This window comes from Calidifontibacter indicus, assembly GCF_003386865.1.
In the GTDB taxonomy this organism is placed as follows: Bacteria; Actinomycetota; Actinomycetes; order Actinomycetales; family Dermatophilaceae; genus Yimella; species Yimella indica.
The window spans coordinates 2,967,060-2,988,269 of sequence record NZ_QTUA01000001.1 but is presented as its reverse complement, the minus strand read 5'-3'; the positions used below and the strand labels follow the sequence as shown (position 1 = coordinate 2,988,269).

At 68.0% G+C, this 21,210-nt stretch carries 16 protein-coding genes; 8 read left to right on the top strand and 8 right to left on the bottom strand.

From position 1 onward, the window contains the following. Positions 1-11 precede the first annotated feature (11 nt). The 6 genes from DFJ65_RS14155 (at position 12) to DFJ65_RS14130 (ending at position 5,717) form a co-directional block, all read left to right on the top strand. Entirely contained in the window at positions 12-1,331 is a 1,320-nt protein-coding gene (locus tag DFJ65_RS14155; protein WP_115923568.1) for a cytochrome P450, read from the top strand. 61 nt (positions 1,332-1,392) lie between these two features. Continuing rightward, positions 1,393-2,331 carry a co-chaperone YbbN gene (locus tag DFJ65_RS14150; protein WP_115923567.1) on the top strand — a complete coding sequence of 313 codons (939 nt, stop codon included), beginning with the start codon at positions 1,393-1,395 and terminating at the stop codon, positions 2,329-2,331. A 20-nt stretch (positions 2,332-2,351) separates the two neighbouring features. Continuing rightward, positions 2,352-3,359 (top strand): alpha/beta hydrolase, encoded by a 1,008-nt coding sequence (locus DFJ65_RS14145; RefSeq protein ID WP_115923566.1) that lies wholly within the window; start codon positions 2,352-2,354, stop codon positions 3,357-3,359. A gap of 5 nt (positions 3,360-3,364) precedes the next feature. Next, entirely contained in the window at positions 3,365-4,111 is a 747-nt protein-coding gene (locus tag DFJ65_RS14140) for an esterase family protein (protein WP_425453000.1), read from the top strand. Positions 4,112-4,137: 26 nt separating this feature from the next. After that, positions 4,138-5,376 (top strand): hypothetical protein, encoded by a 1,239-nt coding sequence (locus DFJ65_RS14135; protein WP_115923564.1) that lies wholly within the window; start codon positions 4,138-4,140, stop codon positions 5,374-5,376. Beyond that, positions 5,376-5,717, top strand: coding sequence for a hypothetical protein (locus DFJ65_RS14130; RefSeq protein ID WP_115923563.1), 342 nt, complete (start codon positions 5,376-5,378; stop codon positions 5,715-5,717). Before DFJ65_RS14135 ends, DFJ65_RS14130 begins: the two co-directional genes overlap by 1 nt. Before the next feature lie 5 nt (positions 5,718-5,722). On the opposite strand, the gene DFJ65_RS14125 is transcribed toward DFJ65_RS14130, so the two are convergent. The 8 genes from DFJ65_RS14125 to DFJ65_RS14090 form a co-directional block, all read right to left on the bottom strand. Further along, a complete protein-coding gene (locus DFJ65_RS14125) occupies positions 5,723-6,775 on the bottom strand; it encodes a hypothetical protein (protein WP_115923562.1) in 1,053 nt (350 codons plus the stop codon). Further along, positions 6,772-7,293: a SigE family RNA polymerase sigma factor gene (locus tag DFJ65_RS14120; protein WP_115923561.1), complete on the bottom strand. Its 522-nt coding sequence runs from the start codon at positions 7,291-7,293 to the stop codon at positions 6,772-6,774. The genes DFJ65_RS14125 and DFJ65_RS14120 overlap by 4 nt, the downstream gene beginning before the upstream one ends. A gap of 76 nt (positions 7,294-7,369) precedes the next feature. After that, complete coding sequence (locus DFJ65_RS14115; RefSeq protein WP_115923560.1) at positions 7,370-7,948, bottom strand: AAA family ATPase; 579 nt, start codon at positions 7,946-7,948, stop codon at positions 7,370-7,372. Between the two features lie 264 nt (positions 7,949-8,212). After that, a complete protein-coding gene (pgm, locus tag DFJ65_RS14110) occupies positions 8,213-9,847 on the bottom strand; it encodes a phosphoglucomutase (alpha-D-glucose-1,6-bisphosphate-dependent) (RefSeq protein WP_115923559.1) in 1,635 nt (544 codons plus the stop codon). Continuing rightward, positions 9,844-13,842 (bottom strand): 1,4-alpha-glucan branching protein GlgB, encoded by a 3,999-nt coding sequence (glgB, locus tag DFJ65_RS14105; RefSeq protein WP_170144103.1) that lies wholly within the window; start codon positions 13,840-13,842, stop codon positions 9,844-9,846. Before glgB ends, pgm begins: the two co-directional genes overlap by 4 nt. A gap of 7 nt (positions 13,843-13,849) precedes the next feature. Beyond that, positions 13,850-15,571: a maltose alpha-D-glucosyltransferase gene (gene treS, locus DFJ65_RS14100; protein ID WP_115923558.1), complete on the bottom strand. Its 1,722-nt coding sequence runs from the start codon at positions 15,569-15,571 to the stop codon at positions 13,850-13,852. A 7-nt stretch (positions 15,572-15,578) separates the two neighbouring features. Next, on the bottom strand, positions 15,579-17,585 hold the full coding sequence (locus DFJ65_RS14095) for an alpha-1,4-glucan--maltose-1-phosphate maltosyltransferase (protein ID WP_115923557.1): 2,007 nt from the start codon (positions 17,583-17,585) through the stop codon (positions 15,579-15,581). A 57-nt stretch (positions 17,586-17,642) separates the two neighbouring features. Continuing rightward, a complete protein-coding gene (locus DFJ65_RS14090) occupies positions 17,643-20,183 on the bottom strand; it encodes a glycogen/starch/alpha-glucan phosphorylase (protein WP_425452999.1) in 2,541 nt (846 codons plus the stop codon). A gap of 227 nt (positions 20,184-20,410) precedes the next feature. Here DFJ65_RS14090 and DFJ65_RS14085 point away from each other — a divergent pair, with 227 nt between their 5' ends. Both DFJ65_RS14085 and DFJ65_RS14080 read left to right on the top strand, forming a co-directional pair. Next, entirely contained in the window at positions 20,411-20,776 is a 366-nt protein-coding gene (locus DFJ65_RS14085) for a hypothetical protein (protein ID WP_147301407.1), read from the top strand. Continuing rightward, positions 20,773-21,207 carry a hypothetical protein gene (locus DFJ65_RS14080; protein WP_115923555.1) on the top strand — a complete coding sequence of 145 codons (435 nt, stop codon included), beginning with the start codon at positions 20,773-20,775 and terminating at the stop codon, positions 21,205-21,207. Before DFJ65_RS14085 ends, DFJ65_RS14080 begins: the two co-directional genes overlap by 4 nt. Positions 21,208-21,210 lie beyond the last annotated feature (3 nt).

Below are 21,210 nucleotides of genomic sequence, written 5' to 3'. Positions count from 1 at the left end.
ACGATCGAGCTATGCAGGCTGATCCGAAGGCAGTCACCCGGTGGTCGTTGGAACATGCACTCCCGCGCCAATTGGTGCGGGTCGCCCGGCGGCGAGGTGACCTGCAGGCCAGGCTCTTCTTCGCGGCCGAGAAACACGAGACGGCCGACCTGGTCGAGATCTTCCGTGAGGCGCAGGAGAAGGGCCCGCTGGTGCCGAGTCGGCTGGGCTATCTGACCGCCGACCATGCGGTCGTGCGCGAAGTGCTCGGCTCGCCCGACGTGCGCACGGGCTTCCCGCTGACGGCCGACAGTCCGGTCGGCCGCGCACTGACCTGGGCGAAGTTCGGTTACCTGCACCCGCTGCGTCCGCCGTCGTTGTTGGCCACCGAGCCGCCCGACCACACTCGTTATCGCAAGCTGGTCACCCGGGTGTTCAGCGTAAAGGCCGTCGATGCGTTGCGCCCGCGGATCCAGGGCATCGCCGACCGGCTGCTCGACGACCTCGCCGCTCGGCCCGGTGTGGTCGATCTCGCCGAGGACTACTGCGCCAAGCTGCCGGTGATCGTCATCTCGGAGATTCTCGGGGTGCCCGCCGAGGAACACGACTACGTGCTCCAGCTCGGCACCGGCGCGGCACCCAGCCTCGACTTCGGGCTGTCGTGGCGGGCCGCGCAGCACGTCGAGCAGTCGCTGCGTGACTTCGACGCCTGGCTCGACCACCACATCGAGCGGCTGCGTCGTGAGCCCGGTGACGACCTGATGAGCAAGCTCGTCGCGGCCCGCGACGAGCAGGGTGGCCTCAACGAGGTCGAGCTGAAATCGACCGCCGGACTCGTGCTCGCGGCGGGCTTCGAGACCACGGTCAACCTCATCGGCAACACGATCGCGTTGTTCAGCGACCACCCCGACCAGCTCGCGCTCGCGCAGGCCGATCCGGGTCTGTGGCCGAATGTCGTCGACGAGGCCCTGCGCATCGATCCACCGGTGCTGCTCACCGGTCGCAGCACGACCCGACAGAGCACGATCGCCGGCCAACCGGTGCGCGAAAACGCTTTGATCACAGCGGTGCTCGCCGCCGCGAACCGTGACCCGAAGGTGTTCGACGACCCCGACCGCTTCGACGTCACCCGGGCGAACGCCAAGGACCACCTGTCGTTCTCCTCCGGCCGACACTTCTGTCTGGGCGCCGCACTCGCCCGGATGGAAGCCGAGATCGGCCTGCGCTCGTTGTACGACCGGTTCCCCGACCTGCGCCTGCAACCAGGACGCCGGCGGCGCACGACGCGGGTACTGCGTGGCTTCGAGCACCTGCCGGCGCGGCTCGGCGCCGATCACGCCGCGCACGTCTGACCGGGCTCGACGCCACGCCCCTGACCCGGTTTCGCTCCGGCGGATCGGTCAGAATGGGGTCATGTCCAACAACCCGCTGAACGCGGCTGCCCTGCGTGGCGCAGTCGACCTGTCCGCTCTCGCGAAACCGGCCCGTCCGGCCGCGCCGCCCGCCGGCGCTCCCACCGGACAGGGTGGGGTGTCCTACGTCGTCGAGGTCGATGACCGCAGCTTCAACGAGGCGGCCCAGCAGTCGATGCAGGTGCCGGTGCTGCTCGCCCTCTGGTCTTCCAGCCAGCCGCAGAGCCGCGCTCATATCGACGCGCTCGCGGCGATCGTCAACTCCTACGACGGACGTCTCCTGCTGGCCGTCGCCGACATCACCCAGGCGTTGCAGTTGCGTCAGGCGCTGCAGGTGCAGCAGGTGCCGATGGTGCTCGCGATCATCGGCGGGCAGCCGCTGCCGCTCTACGCCGGTGACCAGAGCGACGACAACATCCGCGCCGTGCTCGACCAGGTGCTGCAGGCCGCGCAGCAGAACGGCATCACCGGCCGGGCACAGGGCTTCGGTGCCGCGCCGACGGAGCAGGAGACCGACGAGGAGCCCCTGAACGAGTACCACGAGCGGGCGTTCGACGCGATCGAGAAGGGTGACTACGAGGCCGCGATCGCCGCGTACAACGCTGCGCTGCAGGCAAATCCGGACGACGAGGATGCCCGCCTCGGCCTCGGTCAGGTGAACTTGCTGAAGCGCACCGAGGGCGTCGACCTGGCCGCGGCGCGTGCCGAGGCAGCAGCCGCCCCGACCGACGTCGCCAAGCAGACGACGGTCGCCGACCTCGACGTGCTCGGTGGCCACATCGACGACGCCTTCGCCCGCCTCATCGACCTGGTGAAGGCCACCGCCGGCGACGAGCGCAACCAGGCCCGCGAGCACCTCATCGACCTCTTCGACGTCGTCGGCGCCCACGACCCGCGGGTGAAGAAGGCACGCACCGCCCTGATGTCGGCGCTGTACTGACCTGCGGACGGAGGCGATCCATGGTCACCCTCCGGCTCGACGACCCCGATCGTCGATGGACGTCCGTCCGCCTCGACGCCGGCCCGTTCAGCGGGCCGGCGCGGCGGCGAGCCGGCGGGTGGGAGCGCACGGTCGACGAAACCCACCTCGTCCGGCTCGAGTACAACTTCGAAGTGACCGACCCGCGGGGTCGCAGGCGGTATCTGCTCGACCCGCACGCGCCGACGATCGGCAACCCGCCGTACGGCGACAAATCGGTCTGGCAGCGCGCTGACTACCGCGAACCGGGTTGGTTACGCGCTGCGGACCCCAAGGGCCGGCTGCGCCGCCTGGAGTTGCCGTCCCACCTTGCCCAGCCGTTGGCCGTCGACCTGTGGGTGCCCCGCGGGCTGTCCGACCGGCGTCCGGCGCCGTTGTTGTGGGTGCACGACGGCACCGACTATCGCGAACGGGCACAGCTGTCGCGGTGGGCGGCCCATCACGTCGGCACCGGTTTGCTCCCGCCGTTTCGGATCGTGTATGCCGACGCGCCGCGCCGGATGCAATGGTACTCGGGCTCGGAGCGGTACCCGCGGTCGGTGCGTTGCGCGCTGACCGCCCTGCAGGAGCAGTACCCGACGACTCCGCGTATCGCCGTGATGGGAGCGAGTCTCGGCGGGCTGACCTCGATGGTGCTCGGCGCTCGTGATCCACGGATCGGCGCGGTGTTCAGCCAGTCGGGCAGCTTCTTCACCCGGCTGGCGCACGACCGCGACAACAGCGGTTTCCGGTGGTACGCCCGCATCACCCGCCTCGTCGACGTGCTCGGCACCGCACCGGCCGCCCACCGTCCGCTCATCGGGATGAGGTGCGGTGAGGCCGAGGGCAACTACCGCAACAATCTGCGGCTGGCGCAGCGGTTGGAGGCGAACGGTGCCGACGTGCGGTTCGTGGGGCATCCCGACCTGCACAACTGGACCTGCTGGCGCGACAGTCTCGATCCGACCCTGTCGACCCTCTTGCGCGATACGTGGATTGCGGTTGGATGAGTCTCGTGTCAGGTCAACGTGTAGAGCTCCGGATCCCGGGCGCCGAGCACACCCTCGGTGTGTTGCGCCACGGCCATTTCGGACGTCCGGTGCTGGTCTTCCCGAGCGAGAACGGGCGGGCCGAGGATTTCGAGAGCAACGGCATGGTCGGCGCCGTCCAGGATCTCGTCGACGCCGGCCGGGTGTCGTTCTTCTGCGTCGACTCGCTCGACGGCTGGACGTGGTCGGCGAACGAGCAACCTACCGAGGAGCGTGCCAAACGCCACCTGCTCTACAACCGGTGGTTGGAGGAGGCGGTGCTGCCCTACATCGAGCAGGAACTCGGTGGGCGACTGCCGATCATCACCATGGGCGTCTCGATGGGGGCCTACCACGCGGTGCACTTTGCGCTGACCCACGCGCACGTCGTCAGCCTCGGCATCGGGATGTCGGGCAACTACGACGTGACCACCTGGCACGGGTGGGGTGAGACCGGTGACGCGACCTACTTCGCCAACCCGATGCACTACGTCGCCGGCATGGAGGGCGACCACCTCGACTGGATCCGACAGCACGCTGCCGTCCTGCTGGTCGTCGGCGAAGGCCCATTCGAATGGGAGCCCACCCGGTCGCTCCCCTCGACGCGCGATTTCGCGGCACTGTTGGAACGCAAGGGAATTCCGCACCAGCTCGACGTCTGGGGCAGTGACAGTGCCCACGACTGGCCGTGGTGGCGCAAGCAGTTGGCCCACCACCTGCCCCGGTTCTGCTGACCGTGGTCCCTTAGGAGGAGAACACCATGTCCGAACATCTCATCGGCCTGCTGCTCGGCGCCGAGGAGGACTGGCCCCAGGCCTTCGAGGAACTCGTCCGCAGGATGGGGCAGATCACGGCGCCCGACGGCACGAAGCACGACATCCGCTCCGAGCGGCTCACCATCGAGCCGTTCAACCTGCGTGATCGTCCGCGCACCGACCTGGTGATCGACCGGCTCGCGCACTGGTACTACCACCCGCGCGAGTGGCTGAAGAAGGTCGCGCTCATGGACGACGTCTACCTGCTGAACAGCCCCTTCACTTTCCAGGCGATGGAGAAGCACGCGGCTTACTGCGCGTTGATGCGGCTCGGGATGCACGTGCCGGAGACGGTGCTCGTGCCCTACAAGAACCCGGTCGACAACTCGCGCTGGGCCTACACGTCCACCAAGTACAACCGGTCGTTCGACCTCGACGCCGTCGCCGCCGAACTCGGCTACCCGATGTTCATGAAGCCGTTCGACGGTGGCGCCTGGCGCGGCGTCTCGATGATCAAGAACGAGCAGGATCTGCACCGTGCCTACGACGAGTCGGGCGAGATGCTCATGCACCTGCAGAAGGCGGTCGACGGGTTCGAGGTGTTCGCGCGAGCCCTGACCATCGGCCCCGAGACGATGGTGATGAAGTTCCGCCCGGACGAGCCGATGCACGATCGCTACGAGGTGGCCTACGACTTCCTCACCCCGGCGATGGGCGCCGAGACCCGCACCATCGCGCAGACCGTCAACGCGTTCTTCCGCTGGGAGTTCAACTCCTGCGAGATGCTCGTCAAGGACGGCACGGTCTACCCGATCGACTACGCCAACGCCTGCCCCGACGTCGCCGTCACCTCGCTGCACTACTACTTCCCGTGGGCGATCAAGTCGCTGCTGAAGTGGTCGGTTTTCTGCCTGGTCACCGGCCGCAAGGGCAGCACCCTGGTCGACGTCGACCCGTGGTTCGAGGTCGCGGACGCCGACAGCCCCTACGAGCGCAAGCTGGGGGAGTACCAGAAGCTCGCCGACGCCCACTTCGAAACCGAGAAGTACCGCGAGTTCTGCGCCACCAGCCTCGACCACGTCGACGAGATGGTGCTCGACTGGGTGCTGTCCGACGACTTCGACCGGTTGCTCGTCGAGACCGTGAAGTCGACCTACCCGCCGCACGAGCACGAGCGGTTCCTCGCGCACTTCCGTGGGCTCACCGGGCTCTGGGCCAAGGACGAGGAGAAGATTCTCGGCTGATGCCGGCGATGACCAAACCCACCCCCGACGGCTTGGCGCTGCTCGACGAACTCGCCGACGACCTCGAAGCCGCCGCAGTCGCCTTCGAACGCTCGCAGATGTTCGGCAGCCCGGGCTTCCGGCTGCCCGGCAAGGGCAAGTTCTTCGCGACGCTGGTGTCGGGCGAGGAGATGATCTTCAAGCTGGACGGCGCAATGCACGCGTCCGCGTTGGAGCTCGACGGTGCTTACTTGTTCGAGCCCATGCCGGGACGGCCGATGAAGCAGTGGGTGCAGGTGCCGTCGGTGCATCGCGGGAAGTACCCCGAATTGGCCTCTGCAGCAGCGCAGTCCGTCGGCTGAGCAGGTCACTCGATAATTTCGCCGGGGCGCCACGTGTGTGCTTTCCCGTCGGGCGTCGTCCAGTTGACCTGGGCGACGGAGCTCCCGTTCTCGCCACCGCCGGTTCGGACGATGATGGCCGAGTATCCGCTGCCGGGGATCGGGACGACCTCGGTGACCTGAGCATCGCCCACCGCGTCGGTGGCGACCTGGTCGCTGGATTTGTACGGGCGGAAGCTGGCCGTGTGGCTTCCTGCGGGCACGAGCAACACGGTCCGGTTGTCCGGTTCTGACAAGAACAACGGTTGTACGGAACCGGCCTTCGTCCACAGGTTGGGTGCTTCGGAGTCGGTGGAGTCGATCGACGCGGTGCCTCGTGTGACGTTCACACTGATCCGTATTCCGTCCCGGCGCACCGTACGGATGTCGTCGCCGTCGCTGTTCACCACCGATCCGTCGGTGGTCGTCCAATACGCCGTCACCGGTGGGCGGAGGTTCTCCTCGAAAGCGACTCCCACGACGAGTGGAGCGCCTTGCGCGTCAATCACCGGACCGTAGATGGTGAAGCCACCGGTGAGAGCGACGCTCTCTGCGTCCGGGCTGACCGGTGCGACCGCGTAACGGTAGTTCTTGTCGGCGAAGAAGGTCAGGCCACAGCGTCCGCCGCCGACCTCTTCGAGATCGTGGAACGTGGTGCCGTCTGCTGCGCTGGCCATTCGGTAACTCCCGTCGGCACCCTGGGAAACCCGGATCGTGGTGTTCGGCGAGGCGGGACCAAGCAGGTGCGTCTCGTTCGCGTGGCCACCGGTCATGATTCCACCCAGAGGCACCGAATGACGCTGACTCACAACACAATCCGCGGCGACGGGTTGTGGTCCGGCGGGTGTCGGACCGGCCAGCCGGCCGTACGCGCTCCAACCGATCACGGTCGCCGCCAGCACCCCGGCGGCGACACCGGCGCCGATCGCGTACGCACGCCGCCGCCGACGGCGGTCGGTGCGGGCGATCACCACGCCAGGATCGATCGGCCGGATCTTGGGTTCGGTGGTGCGCAGCAGAGTCTCGAAGTCTGTGCTCATCGCGCACTCTCCTCCCGGTCGGCGACATCGGATTGTTCGGCCAGGCGGGCACGTAACGTGGCGAGGCCGCGCGATGCTGCACTCTTGACGGTGCCGACGCTGACACCGAGCAGGTCGGCCACCTCGCGTTCGGGAAGGTCGCTGTAGTGACGCAGGACGACGATCTGGCGTTCGCGAGGTGGCAGCGACTGGAGTAGCGAGGTCAGCAGCGCCCGATCTTCCACCGATGACACCGCCCGCCCGTCGACGCGTTCCGGAAGAGTGCCGTCCGCCGTGATCTGTTCACGCCGCCGACGTCGGCTCTCGTCGGTGTGCAGGTTGACCACGATGCGCCGCGCGTACGCGTGGGGCTGTTGGTCGCGCAGCCGAGACCAGCGGGCGCAGACACGTTCGAGGGCGTCCTGGACGAGGTCGTGCGCGCGCTGCTCGTCGCCGCACAACAGCCAGGCGAGGTGCGTCAACCGCGGCGCGGACGCGTTCACGAACTCGGTGAACTCGGCCGCTGCCGCGGGCTTCACCCGTGCCCCCTGATCTTCATGGACTCCCTAACGGAATTGGCCCCGCAAAGGTTGAGAGGTTCCGGCAGGAATCGTGTCAGTCGGCGGCGTCGGTGTCTGCGTTTTCGCGCGAGTCGTCGGCCGGCTCTATGAGCGCGTCGTCCAGACCCCGCAGAATCGTGAGCACCGTCATCGGCACCGTTGTCACCGAGTTGTCGATCCACAGGCCGATCCGCGGTGTGTGGTGTTCGATGAGGTTGTGCAATCCGGTTGCGGTGCCGATGTCGAGGCGGTCGCCGCGTTCGGCGAGGGTTTCTGCCGACGGGTGCAACACGACCAGGTGGATCGGTTCGGGGTCGGCGAGTTCGAGGAAGTCCTCCAATCGCTCGTCGATCAGGTCGTCGGCGATGACGACGTCGAACCCGCCGGTCCGGTAGACATCGGCGAGCGTGAGCGCAGCGGCATAGCGCAGCAGCACCTGCTCGATCTGCTCGACGCTCGGCGGCTCCTCCATCTGCGCCTGCCCGGTGACGACGAACTGTTCGAGCGTCGGCCCGTCGATGAACACCGCCTTCGGCAGCGCCTCGGCCAACGCCCGGCCGGTCGAGGTCTTGCCCGACGACGGCGCACCGGTGACGACGAAGATGCGGCCCGCGGGGCCGTCGGTCTCACTCATCGGTGCAACCTACCCACCCACGAAGCGCAGGCAAAATGTCGCTTCGGGGGCCGGGTGGGCATCGCGCGGTTCGCGTACCTGTTGGACGTTTCGTCCTGCCGTCTACACGCGGATCGACCTGGGTCAGCGAGGACGCCGATTTCGGTCGCTATCGCGGACTTCGCTGGGAACGTCCCGAACTTCCCTGGCCGGCTCGGGGTCACGCGGCAGACGACGAACGGGACGCCCGCGCCGGCGGGCGTCCCGTTCGGTGCGTGCGGCGGATCAGCCGCCGAGCGCGGCGTCGACGATCTGCTTGGCTTCCGACTGAACTTGCTTGAGGTGGTCTTCGCCGCGGAACGACTCGGCGTAGATCTTGTAGACGTCCTCGGTGCCGGACGGGCGGGCGGCGAACCACGCGCTCTCGGTGACGACCTTCAGCCCACCGATCGCGGCGCCGTTGCCCGGTGCCTCGGTGAGTTTGGCCGTGATCGCCTCTCCGGCAAGGGAATCGGCGGGCACGTCGTCGGGGGAGAGGGCGCCGAGCTTGGCTTTCTGTTCGCGGTTCGCCGGTGCGTCGATCCGCTCGTAGGCCGGTGCTCCGAACTGCTCGGCGAGGTCGGCATAGTGCGCGCTCGGGGTCTTGCCGGTGGCCGCGAGGATCTCCGAGGCGAGCAACGCGAGCAGGATGCCGTCCTTGTCGGTCGACCAGACGCTGCCGTCCATCCGCAGGAACGACGCGCCGGCCGACTCCTCACCGCCGAAACCGACCGAGCCGTCGAGCAGCCCGGGCACGAACCACTTGAAGCCGACCGGCACCTCCCACAGGGTGGCCCCGATCGAGGAGACGACCCGGTCGATCATCGAACTCGACACGAGCGTCTTGCCGACGCGGTCGCTCTTCCAGTTCGGGCGCGCGCCGCCGTAGAGGTACTGGATGGCGACGGCGAGGTAGTGGTTCGGGTTCATCAGCCCGGCGTCGGGCGTGACGATGCCGTGGCGGTCGGAGTCGGCGTCGTTGCCGGTCGCGATGTCGTACTTTTCGCGCTGCGCGATGAGCGAGGCCATGGCGTACGGCGAGGAGCAGTCCATCCGGATCTTGCCGTCCCAGTCGAGCGTCATGAACGGCCAGGCCGGGTCGACCTGCGGGTTCACCACGGTGAGGTCGAGACCGTGCCGCTCGGCGATCTCACCCCAGTAGGCCACCGATGCGCCACCCAGCGGGTCGGCACCGATGCGCACCCCGGCGTCCTTGATCTTGGCGAGGTCGACGGCATTCGGCAGGTCGTCGACGTAGGTGCCGAGGAAGTCGTAGCCCTTCGCCGCGGCACGACCGTCGGCCGTGCGCCGCACACCCGACAGACCCGCCTTCAGGTAGGCGTTCGCGGCGGCCGCGATGACCTTCGTCGCGTCGCTGTCGGCGGGCCCGCCGTGCGGCGGGTTGTACTTGAAACCGCCGTCGGCCGGCGGGTTGTGCGACGGCGTCACGACGATGCCGTCGGCGAGACCCGAGCCGGTGGTGCGGCCGCCGTTCGCGCGCAGGATCGCGTGCGAGACCGCCGGCGTCGGGGTGAACCCGTCGCGCGCGTCGACCAGCACCTCGACGTCGTTCGCGGCGAGCACCTCGAGCGCCGTCAGCCAGGCCGGCTCCGAGAGGCCGTGGGTGTCGCGCCCGATGAAAAGCGGTCCGTCGTAACCCTGTTCGCGCCGATAGTCGACGATCGCCTGCGTCGTCGCGAGGATGTGCGCCTCGTTGAACGCGCTGTTGAACGCCGAGCCGCGGTGACCGGAGGTGCCGAACACCACCTGCTGGTCGAGGTTGTCCGGGTCGGGCGACAACTCGTAGTACGCCTTGACCAGAGCATCGATGTCGGTGAGATCGGACGGCTGGGCCGGTTGGCCCGCACGCTCGTGCGTCACGGCTGCTTCCCTTCATCAGGTGCCGACGGGTCGCCGGCGGTCTCTTGGGTGGACGAATCGGTCGCGGGCTCCGGGGCGGGCGCGTCGGGTGCGGCAGGCGTGCTCGGCGCTGCGCCGACAACCTGTCCGGACGCCGCCTGTGCGCCCTCGGCCGACGACGCGAGCTCGGCTTCCTCGTCCGCCTGCTGGGTGGTGCCCTGCTCGTCGGCGTCCGGCTCGTCGGCCACGTAGTCGGGAGCGAGGAACCACACCGTCGACAGCGGCGGCAGGGTGATCGAGGCGGAGTAGGGCTGACCGTCCGCCGGCTGCGCCGTCGCCTCGACGGCGCCGAGGTTGCCCACGCCCGAACCGCCGTAGCCCGACGCGTCGGTGTTGAGCACTTCCTTCCAAATTCCCTTGCGGGGCAAACCGATTCGCACGTCGGCGCGCTCGATACCGCTGAGGTTGCTCACCGCGAGCAGCACGTCGCGCTCGTTCTCCGCACCCGCGCCGAAGCGCAGGTAGGAGTAGGTGTTGCCGGCCTCGTCGTTGGCGTTGACCCACTGGAAACCGGACGCGTCGTTGTCCAACTCCCACAGCGCGGGGTGCTCGCGGTAGCGGCGGTTGAGGTCCTTGACCAGCGCGTGCACGCCCCAGTGCGCCGGTTGGTCGAGCAGCCACCAGTCGAGGCTGCGGCCGTCGGCCCACTCCGACTCCTGGGCGAACTCCGAACCCATGAACAACAGTTGCTTGCCCGGATGCGACCACATGTGAGCCAGCAGGGCGCGCAGGTTGGCCAACTGCTGCCACCGGTCGCCCGGCATCTTGCGCAGCAGCGACCCCTTGCCGTGCACGACCTCGTCGTGGCTGATCGGCAGCACGAACTGCTCGCTGAACGCGTAGACCAGACCGAAGGTCAGCTTGTGGTGGTGGAACTGCCGGTGCTCGGGGCGCTCGGCGAAGTAGTCGAGCGTGTCGTGCATCCAGCCCATGTTCCACTTGAAGCCGAAGCCGAGTCCGTCGGCGCTCGTCGGCTTCGTGACACCGGGCCACGACGTCGACTCCTCGGCGATCATCACCGTTCCCGGCACCCGCCGGTATGCCGTCGCGTTCGTCTCCTGCAACAACTGGACGGCTTCGAGGTTCTCCCGGCCGCCGTACTTGTTGGGCACCCACTCGCCGGCGTTGCGGGCGTAGTCGAGGTAGAGCATCGAGGCCACGCCGTCGACGCGCAGGCCGTCGGCGTGGAACTCCTGCAGCCAGTAGATCGCGTTGGCCACCAGGAAGTTGCGCACCTGCGGTCGGCCGTAGTCGAAGATGTACGACCCCCACTGCGGGTGCCAGCCCTTGCGCGGGTCGGGGTGCTCGTAGAGCGCGGTGCCGTCGAACTTCGCCAATGCCCATTCGTCGGTGGCGAAGTGTCCGGGCACCCAGTCGAGGATGACCCCGATGCCGGCCTGGTGCAGCCGGTCGACGAGGTACTTGAAGTCGTCGGGGGAGCCGAACCGGGAGTTCACCGCGTAGTAGCCGGTGACGTGGTAGCCCCAGGACGGCGGGTACGGGTGCTCCATCACGGGCATGAACTCGACGTGGGTGAAGCCGAGGTCGCGCACGTAGTTGACCAGATGTTCGGCCAGGTCGCGGTAGCTCTGACCCTGACGCCACGATCCGAGGTGCACCTCGTAGATGCTCATCGGACGACCGTGCGGGTCGTTCGCTGAACGGTCGGCGAGCCACTCGTCGTCGCCCCATTCGTACTGCGACTGGTCGACGATCGACGCCGTCGCGGGCGCGGTCTCCGAACGGCGTGCCATCGGGTCGGCCTTGCTGCGCCACACCCGGTCGGCGCACAGCACCGAGAACTTGTACCGGGTGCCGGCACCGACGCCTGGCACGAAGATCTCCCACACACCGGTGCTGCCGAGCCGGCGCATCGGGTGGGCGAAACCGTCCCATTGGTTGAAGTCGCCGATGACGCGCACGCCGAGTGCGTTGGGTGCCCACACGGCGAACGAGGTGCCGGTGACGTCTCCGGCCGGCCCCGCGTAGGTGTGCAGGTGGGCGCCGAGGATCTCCCAGAGGTTCTCGTGCCGGCCCTCACCGAGCAGGTGCAGGTCGATCTGCCCGAGGGTGGGCAGGAACCGGAACGGGTCGTCGGCGATGTGCTCGACGCCGTCGTCGTAGACGGTGACCAGTCGGTAGTCGGGCTCGTCGGCGGAGTCGATGCGGGCCGCCCAGACGCCGTCGGCGTCATGCTCCATCGGCACCCGGGTGCCGTCGGCCAGTTGCACCGCAACGGATTTCGCGAGCGGACGCAGCGCACGGATGTACGGCCCGTGCTCGTCACGCTGACCGCCGAGCACGGTGTGCGGGTCGGTGTGCACGCCGCGCAGCACGGCCGCCGCAGCGGCCGGGTCGACACGCGGGGCAGCGGGCAGATCGGTGGCTCCGTTGCTCACGACGGACTCCTTCGTGTTCGGGTCGTTCGGGTTCGCTGACGGGGTCGAAAAGCCCGCGGTCGACGTGCCCGCGGTGTGGGGCGCAGCACTCGTAACGGTCCCCGCGGGTGCGGTCTGCGCGTGCGCCGAGCCACCCAACAACCGATCGAGGGCACCCAGCGGGATCGGCAGCCAGGTCGGGCGGTTCTGTGCCTCGTACAGCACCTCGTAGGCGGCCTTGTCGGCCTCGAACACGGTGACCAGCGGTTCGTGGTCGGCCAGGTGCACCCCGGAGGTCTGCTCGTAACCCTCGAGGAAGGCCGAGCGGCAGGAGGCCGCCCAGGCGGTGTGATCGCCCTCGACCGACGCCGCGGCGTAGTCGAACGACCGCAGCATTCCGGCGACGTCGCGCAGCGGGCAGTCGAGGGTGTTGCGGTCGCGCATCGGCCGCAGCGGCTCGCCCTCGAAGTCGAGCAGCACCCAGCCGCGGCCGGGCACATCGAGCACTTGGCCGAGGTGGTAGTCGCCGTGAATCCGTTGCATGGCAGGCCAATTCGCGTGAGACCCGCTGTTCAGCAGCGCTTCGAACGCGGCACGGTACTGGTTGATCGCCGGGTGCACCCGGGCGGCGACGTCATACCGGCGACGCATCTCGCCGAGCACCGAGTCGGCCCGCGCCGGCGTGACCTCGGCGGTCGGCAACGCCTGCGCGAGCACCCCGTGCACCTCCGCGGTGGCGACCCCGAGTTCGCGCGCCTTCGCCGTCCAGTCGGTGTCGGCGCGGGCGGCCTCGAGCGCTTCGCGCCAGGCGTCGCTCACGTCGGGCAGGAACTCCTGCACGAACGCGAGGTGCCCGGCCGCGTGACCGGTGCCGATGCTGGAGTCGGGCCACTGGCCGATGAGGTAGCCGACCGTTGCCGGCACCCGGGTCGAGCCGGTCGCCGAGATGGCCGACTGCAGCACGACGTCGGGGTTGAGGCCGTCCTGGACCACCCGGAACAGCTTCACGATGACGGTGCGCTGCTCGCCGTCACGCGCCTGCGTGTCGATGATCATCGAGGTGTTCGACTGCTCACCCGACAGCACCCGGGTGGCCAACACCGTCGGCATACGCCGTCCGCGGGTGCCGCTGCCCTGCACCCGAACCGTCGCCGGCAGCACGCCCTCGGGGCGGTCCTGCGTGCCCTCCTCGAACGACACGTCGGCGTGCCGCCCGCCGGTCAGGATCGTCTCGAGCAGCGCGGTCACGAAGACCGGGTCGTGGCAGCCGTCGTAGACCCAACGGGTGCCCAACGCGGAGTGCTCGGTGGTGCCGACGAGTGCGCGCTCCGCACCCTCCAGGGGTGCACCGCGGTAGGTCAACGGCACCTGGAAAAGCACCGGTGTCGCACCCGAGGTGTCCATCAGCAGGAGCACCTCGATGCCGACCTCGCCGTCCGGGTCGTCGAACCGGTAGGAACCCACCTGAGTCAGCGACGGAACACCGGATTTGCCTGTGTACCAGCGTTGCCCACCGATCCACGCCTCGACGAGCGCCTTCTTCGAAGGTTCCAGGGTCGCCTTGTGCAGGATGGCCATCGTCAGATCACTTGCTTTCGTCGGGTCGCACGGACAACCAGAAGAAGTCACGCGAACCCAGGGTGAAGGTGGACTTGCCGTCATCGGCCACGGCCGGGAAGTGGGCTCCGCCGAAAAGGTCGCGCAGCCGCGCACCGGCGAACTCCGGTGGCAACTGGACGGTGACCGACTGCGGGCTCGAGGAGAGGTTGTTCAGACACAGCACCGTGCGGACGTCGATCTGGTCGTCCTCGTCGTCGCCCGGGTCGATGGTGCGGGTGAAGGCCAGCACCGAGTCGTTGTCGGCCTCGCGCATCACGAAGTCGCCCAACCCGAACACGGGGTAGTTGGCCCGGATCGCGAGCATCTCGCGCACCCAGTGCAACAGCGAGGAGGAGTGCGCCATCTGCGCCTCCACGTTGACGTTGTTGTGGTGGTAGACGAGCGAGGAGATCACCGGCAGGTAGAGCTTGCCCGGATCGGCACTGGAGAAGCCGGCGTTGCGGTCGGGCGTCCACTGCATCGGGGTGCGCACCGCGTCGCGGTCGTCGAGCCAGATGTTGTCGCCCATGCCGATCTCGTCGCCGTAGTACAGGCAGGGCGAGCCGGGCAGCGAGAGCAGGAGCGCGTGGATCAACTCGGTCTCGGCGCGGCTGTTGTCGAGCAGCGTCGCCAGCCGCCGCCGGATGCCGACGTTGGCCCGCATCCGCGGGTCGGGGGCGTACCAGCCGTACATCGCGGCACGTTCCTCCGGCGTGACCATCTCCAGCGTCAACTCGTCGTGGTTGCGCAGGAAGGTGCCCCACTGGGTGCCCTTCGGGATCGGCGGGGTCTCCTGGAGCACCTTGATGATCGGGGTCGCCTTCTCCTCGCGCAGCGCGTAGTACAGCCGCGGCATCACCGGGAAGTGGAAGCACATGTGGCATTCCGGCTTCTCCTCGGTGCCGAAGTAGTCGACGACCTCGTGCGGCATCTGGTTCGCCTCGGCGAGCAGCACGCGTCCGGGGTACTCGGTGTCGACCATCTTGCGCAGCTCGACGAGGAAGTCGTGCGTCTTCGGGTGGTTCTCGCCGTTGTGCCCCTCCTCCTCGAACAGGTAGGGCACGGCGTCGAGACGGAACCCGTCGATGCCGAGGTCCATCCAGAACCGCACGATGTCGAACATCTCCTCCTGCACCTTCGGGTTCTCGAAGTTGAGGTCCGGCTGGTGGGAGAAGAAGCGGTGCCAGAAGAACTGGCGGCGCACCGGGTCGAAGGTCCAGTTCGACACCTCGGTGTCGACGAAGATGATGCGGGCCTCGTTGTACTTGTCGTCGGTGTCGGACCACACGTAGTAGTCGCCGTACGGCCCCTCGGGGTCGCTGCGCGACGCCTGGAACCACGGGTGCTGGTCACTGGTGTGGTTCATCACGAAGTCGGTGATGATCCGGATGCCGCGGGCGTGCGCCTGCGAGACGAGTTCGGTGAACTCCGGCAGTGTGCCGAACTCGGGCAGCACCGCCTTGTAGTCGGCGATGTCGTAGCCGCCGTCGCGCAGCGGTGAGGCGTAGAACGGCGGCAGCCACAGGCAGTCGACACCCAGCCACTGCAGGTAGTCGAGGCGGTTGATGAGGCCGGTGAAGTCGCCCGAGCCGTTGCCGGTCGAGTCACCGAAGGCGCGCACCAGCACCTCGTAGAAGACCGCCTTGCGGAACCACTGCGGGTCGTGCTTCAGGCCGGGCTGTTGCAGGTTGAATCCCTGGACGCTCATGGTGGTTTCAGTCCCTGCGCAGCTCGATGATGTGCAACGGTTCGCCGTCGACACCGAGGCGCACGAAGTTGTGCTCGCTCCAGTGCCAGGAGGCGTCGGTGATCAGGTCGTGCGCCACGAACCACTCGCCCGGGTGCAGCCCGAGCGCCTCGAGGTCGAGGTGCACCCAGCTCTCCCGGGTGGAGTGAGGGTCGAGGTTCGCCACGACGATGACGACGTCGTCGCCGCGCTTCTTGGAGAAGACGATGAGGGCGCCGTCGTCGACCTTGTGGAAGGTGATGTTGCGCAACCACATCAGGCTCGGGTGGCTGCGACGGATCTCGTTCAACCGGGTCAGGTACGGCGCGAGGGTCTGTCCCTCCTTCGCCCCACCGGGCTCGTAGTCGGCCCAGCGGCGGTCCTTGAACTCGTACTTCTCGTTGTCGATCTGCTCCTCCGCGCCCGGGCGCGCGACGTGCTCGACGAGTTCGTAGCCGGCGTAGATGCCGTACGTCGGCACCAGGGTTGCCGCGAGCGCCGCCCGCAGCTTCCACGCGGTCGGTCCGCCGAACTGCATGTACGGCGTGAGGATGTCGTGGGTGGTCGGCCAGAACGACGGACGCATGTATGCGGCGGCGTCACCGGCGAGTTCCTCGACGTACTCCTGAAGCTCTTCCGCCTCGTTGCGCCACGCGTAGTAGGTGTAGCTCTGCTGGAAGCCCACCTTCGCGAGGGTGTGCATCATCGCCGGACGGGTGAACGCCTCGGCCAACCAGATGACGTCCGGGTGTTCCTTGGCCACGTCGGCGATGAGCCACTGCCAGAACTCCACCGGCTTGGTGTGCGGGTTGTCGACGCGGAAGATCTTCACGCCGTGGTCGATCCACACCTGTATCACCCGACGCACCTCGGCGTAGATGCCGGCCGGGTCGTTGTCGAAGTTGAGCGGGTAGATGTCCTGGTACTTCTTCGGTGGGTTCTCGGCGTAGGCGATCGTGCCGTCGGCGCGGGTGGTGAACCACTCCGGGTGTTCGGTGACCCACGGGTGATCGGGTGCGCACTGCAGGGCGAGGTCGATCGCGACCTCGAGGCCGAGCGAGTCGGCCCGTGCCACAAAGGCATCGAAGTCTTCCCAGGTGCCCAGCTCGGGGTGCAGGGCGTCGTGACCGCCGTCCTTGCTGCCGATCGCGTAGGGCGAGCCCGGGTCGTCCGGGCCGGCGGTCAGGGTGTTGTTCGGGCCCTTGCGGTTGATCGACCCGATCGGGTGGACGGGGGTGAGGTAGACGACGTCGAAGCCCATACCGGCGATCGCCGGCAACCGGTCCATCGCGGTGCGGAACGTGCCGGTGCGCCACTTGCCGGTGGTCTCGTCGAAGTGGGCGCCCTCGGAGCGCGGGAAGATCTCGTACCACGCCCCGGCGAGCGCGCGCTCGCGCTCGACCCACCACGCGTACTCGCGGCTGGGGGAGACGGCCTCGCGCAACGGGGTGCGGTGCATCGCGTCGACGACGGCCGGGTCGGTGCCGGCGGCGAGGCGCTCGCCGGGCGCCTTCGCCTCGTCGCGCAGGGTGGCGATCGCGGCGCGCAGCAACGCGGCGTCCTGCTCGTCGTGGTCGAGGGCGGCCGCGCGCTCAAGTACGCGGGCGCCCTCCTCGAGCATCAGCTCGACGTCGACGCCGGCCGCGACCTTGATCGTGGCGTCGTGCTCCCAGGTGCCGAACGGGTCGCTCCACCCCTCGACGCGGTAGCTCCACCGACCGGGTCGGTCGGCGCTGACGGTGCACACCCAGTGGTCGAGACCGGGGTTGGTGCACCGCATCGGGACGAGGGTCGTCGCGCCGTCCGGATCGGTGAGGATCACCGACGCGTTGACCGCGTCGTGACCCTCCCGGAAGACGGTCGCCTCGATGTCGAAGTGTTCGTCGACGACCGATTTCGTCGGGAAAGCTCCGCAGTCCACGGCGGGCTTCACGGCGACGACCGGGATGCGGCCGACGGGGGACTGGGGCTGGGTTGTCTTAGGTGCCGAAGTCACCCGTCAGACGCTATCGGACGGCGGCATCCGGATGCACCGGTTGGGGGTGATGGACCCTCAGGCGTTCCAGATTCGGTCGAGGTAATCGCGCATCGACCGGTCGCTGGAGAAGAAGCCCGAGCGAGCGACGTTCAGGATCGCCGAGCGGGTCCAGGCGTCGGTGTCGCGGTACACCGCGTCGACCCGATCCTGGGCGTCGAGGTAGCCCTGGAAGTCGGCCAGCGCCATGAACGGGTCCTGGGTGAGCAGGTTGTCGACCACCTGCGCCGACGCCGCGCGGTCACCCCGGGTGAAGTGACCACCGGCGAGCAGGTCGATCGTCGCCCGCAACCGGTCGTTCGAGCGGTAGTACGACGTCGGCTGGTAGCCCTCGGCGCGCAACTGCTCGACCTCCGGTTCGGTCATGCCGAACAGGAAGAAGTTGTCGTCGCCGACCAGCTGACGGATCTCTACGTTGGCGCCGTCGTCGGTGCCGATCGTGAGAGCGCCGTTGAGCGCGAACTTCATGTTGCCGGTGCCCGACGCTTCCTTGCCGGCCAGCGAGATCTGCTCCGACAGGTCGGCCGCCGGGATGAGCTTCTCGGCGAGCGTCACGTTGTAGTTGGCCGGGAACGCTACGCTGAGCACATCCTTGACGCGCTCATCGGCATTGATCGTCGCGGCCACCGAGTTGATCAGGAAGATCGTCTCCTTGGCCATGTGATAGCCCGGCGCCGCCTTCGCGCCGAACACGAAGGTGCGCGGCACGGCGTCCTCGGCACGCATGCGTCCGGAGATGATCGACTCGTAGGTCGACACGATGTGCAGCAGCTTCAACGACTGGCGCTTGTACTCGTGCAACCGCTTGACCATCACGTCGAGCATCGCGTGCTCGGGCAACTCGATGCCGTCGCGCGCCTGGAGCACCTTGAACAGCCGCTCCTTGTTCGCCTGCTTCACGGCCGCGAACTCGGCACGGAAGTCGGCGTCGTCGGCGTACGGCTCGAGGTCGCGCAGGCGCTCCAGGTCGGTCACCCAGCCCGAACCGATCTTGTCGGTGATCAGGTCGGACAGGCGCCGGTTGGCCAGGAAGACGAAGCGGCGTGGGGTGATGCCGTTGGTGACGTTGGTGAACTTCTCGGTCCAGTACTGCGAGAACTCCGGCAGCACCTTGTCGCGCAGAAGCTGCGAGTGCAGTTCGGCGACACCGTTGACCTTCGAGCTGCCGATGGTTGCGAGGTAGGCCATCCGCACCGAACGCTCGGGGTGCTCGGCGATGATCGACATGCTGCGGATGCGCATCTCGTCGCCTGGGAAGGTCTCGCGGACCTCCTCGAGGAACTCCTTGTTGATGCGGTAGATGATCTCGAGGTGGCGCGGCAGCAGTCTGCCGAGCAGTTCGGCCGACCACACCTCCAAGGCCTCCGGCAGCAGGGTGTGGCACGTGTAGGCGAAGCACTGGCGGGTGATGTCCCACGCCTCGTCCCAGTCGAATCCCTTGCGGTCGACCAGGATTCGCATCAACTCGGGGATGGCTATCACCGGGTGGGTGTCGTTCAGCTGGAAGATGATGCGCTCGGGCAGGCGGCGCAGATCGAAGTCCTGCGGCAGCGTGTTCTGGATGAAGTCGTGCAGCGAACACGCGACGAAGAAGTACTGCTGCTGCAGGCGCAGCTCCTTGCCCTGCGGGGTGGAGTCCTCCGGGTAGAGCACCTTGGAGATGTTCTCGGCGAAGGTCTGCGCGCGCACCGCGGCGGCGTAGTCACCGGAGTTGAAGATCTGCAGGTCGAACGCCTGGGTCGCTTTGGCGCTCCACAGGCGCAGCGTGTTGACGGTGCCGTTGCGGAAACCCGGAACCATGTGGTGGTAGGGGATACCCAGCACGTTCCAGTCCGGGATCCACCGGCTGCGCTCACGGCCCTGGTCGTCGGTGTACGTCTCGGTGCGGCCGCCGAAGTCGACGCGCACCTGGCGCTCGGGGTGCGGGAACTCCCACGGGCTGCCGAGCGACAGCCAGGAGTCGGGCACCTCGACCTGCCGGTTGTCCTCGAAGGTCTGGCGGAAGATGCCGTACTCGTAGCGGATGCCGTAGCCGATGCACGGAACGTCCATCGTCGCCAACGAGTCGACGAAGCAGGCCGCGAGGCGGCCGAGGCCGCCGTTGCCGAGTCCCGGCTCGATCTCCTGTGCCCGCAGCGCCGCGATGTCGATGCCGCACTGCTTCATCGCCTCGTCGGCGATGTCCTGCAGGTCGGTGGCCAGCAGGGCGTTGCTCAGCTGACGGCCCAGCAGGTATTCGGCCGACAGGTAACCGATCGTCTTGCGGCCGCTCTCCCGGCGCTGCACGCCGGTCTCCAACCAGCCCGCCATGAGGTACTGGCGCACGGTGCGCGCCAGCGCGAGGTACTGGTCGTTGATGGTCGAGCGCGACAGCAGCACACCCTGACCGAAGTTGAGCTCGTTGAGGAAGGCGGCGACGAATTCCTCGACCGTCTTGTCGGGAGCCTCGACCGGGCCCGACGCGCGCTCGCTGCTCATCGGCATGGTGGGGCCGATGCGATGGACGTCGGTGGTCTGCAGTTCGTCGCTGGCGTACTCGCCGCGGCTGGTGTCGGTCATTCGAAAGGCTCCGTCGAATTCGGGCGGTTGTCCGGTGGGCATGCGCTCGGATGTGGGTCGTGCGGCGACTCACCCGTTCGGGCGAGTCGCGCCAAGCCTGCCGTGTCGGGTGGCCCGATGGAAAGTCCCGCGCCTATGACGTTGCTTACCCGACCTCGCGAATGTTCGGGCGACACGCGTGGCAGGCGCGCGGGGTTGCAAACTTTCGCGAACGTACGATGTGCGGCGTGTTCCTGCCGATCGCCTATCTGCTCGGGGCGGCGCTGGTGGTGCTGGCCGGCTATGCCGCCTGGTTGACCGTCCGCGGCCGATCCATCGACAACCCGTTGTTCTACCTGTTGTGCGCGGCCGAACTCATCATGGTCGTGGCGCTCGTCGCCGGGCTGGTCACTTGGAACGACGCCGACTCACACATGAACAAGGGCGTTTTCGCGGCGTACCTGATCGGCATGGTGATCGCCACCCCCATCGCCGCCTTCTGGGGATTCGCCGATCGCGAGACCCGTTGGGGCACAGGCGTGCTCGCCGTCACCGGGCTGGGGCTGCTGGTCATGACGGTGCGACTGGTGCAGTTGTGGGGCGGTCACGCATGACGAACACAACCCAGAACACGGCCAACAGCACAGCCACGAACGCCGGACCCGGCCGCATCCTGGTCGCCGTCTACGGAGTCTTCGCGCTGGCCGCCACCGGTCGCTCGATCATGCAGGTCGCGCAGAGCTGGCCCCACCCGCCGCTGCCGTACTTGTTGTCGGCGCTGGCTGCCGTCGTCTACATCGTGGCGACGGTCGCGTTGGCCTTGGGCGACCGCGCCCGCCTGGCACTCGCGACCATCGGCTTCGAACTGTTCGGAGTGCTCGCCGTCGGCGTCTGGAGCTACGCCGACACCGCACGCTTCCACGACAAGACGGTGTGGTCGCACTTCGGGCAGGGCTACGGCTACATACCGCTGGTGCTGCCGATCGTGGGCCTCTGGTGGTTGCTGCGCCGCGACCGCGCCGACCGCGCCGACCGCTCGGCCTGAACC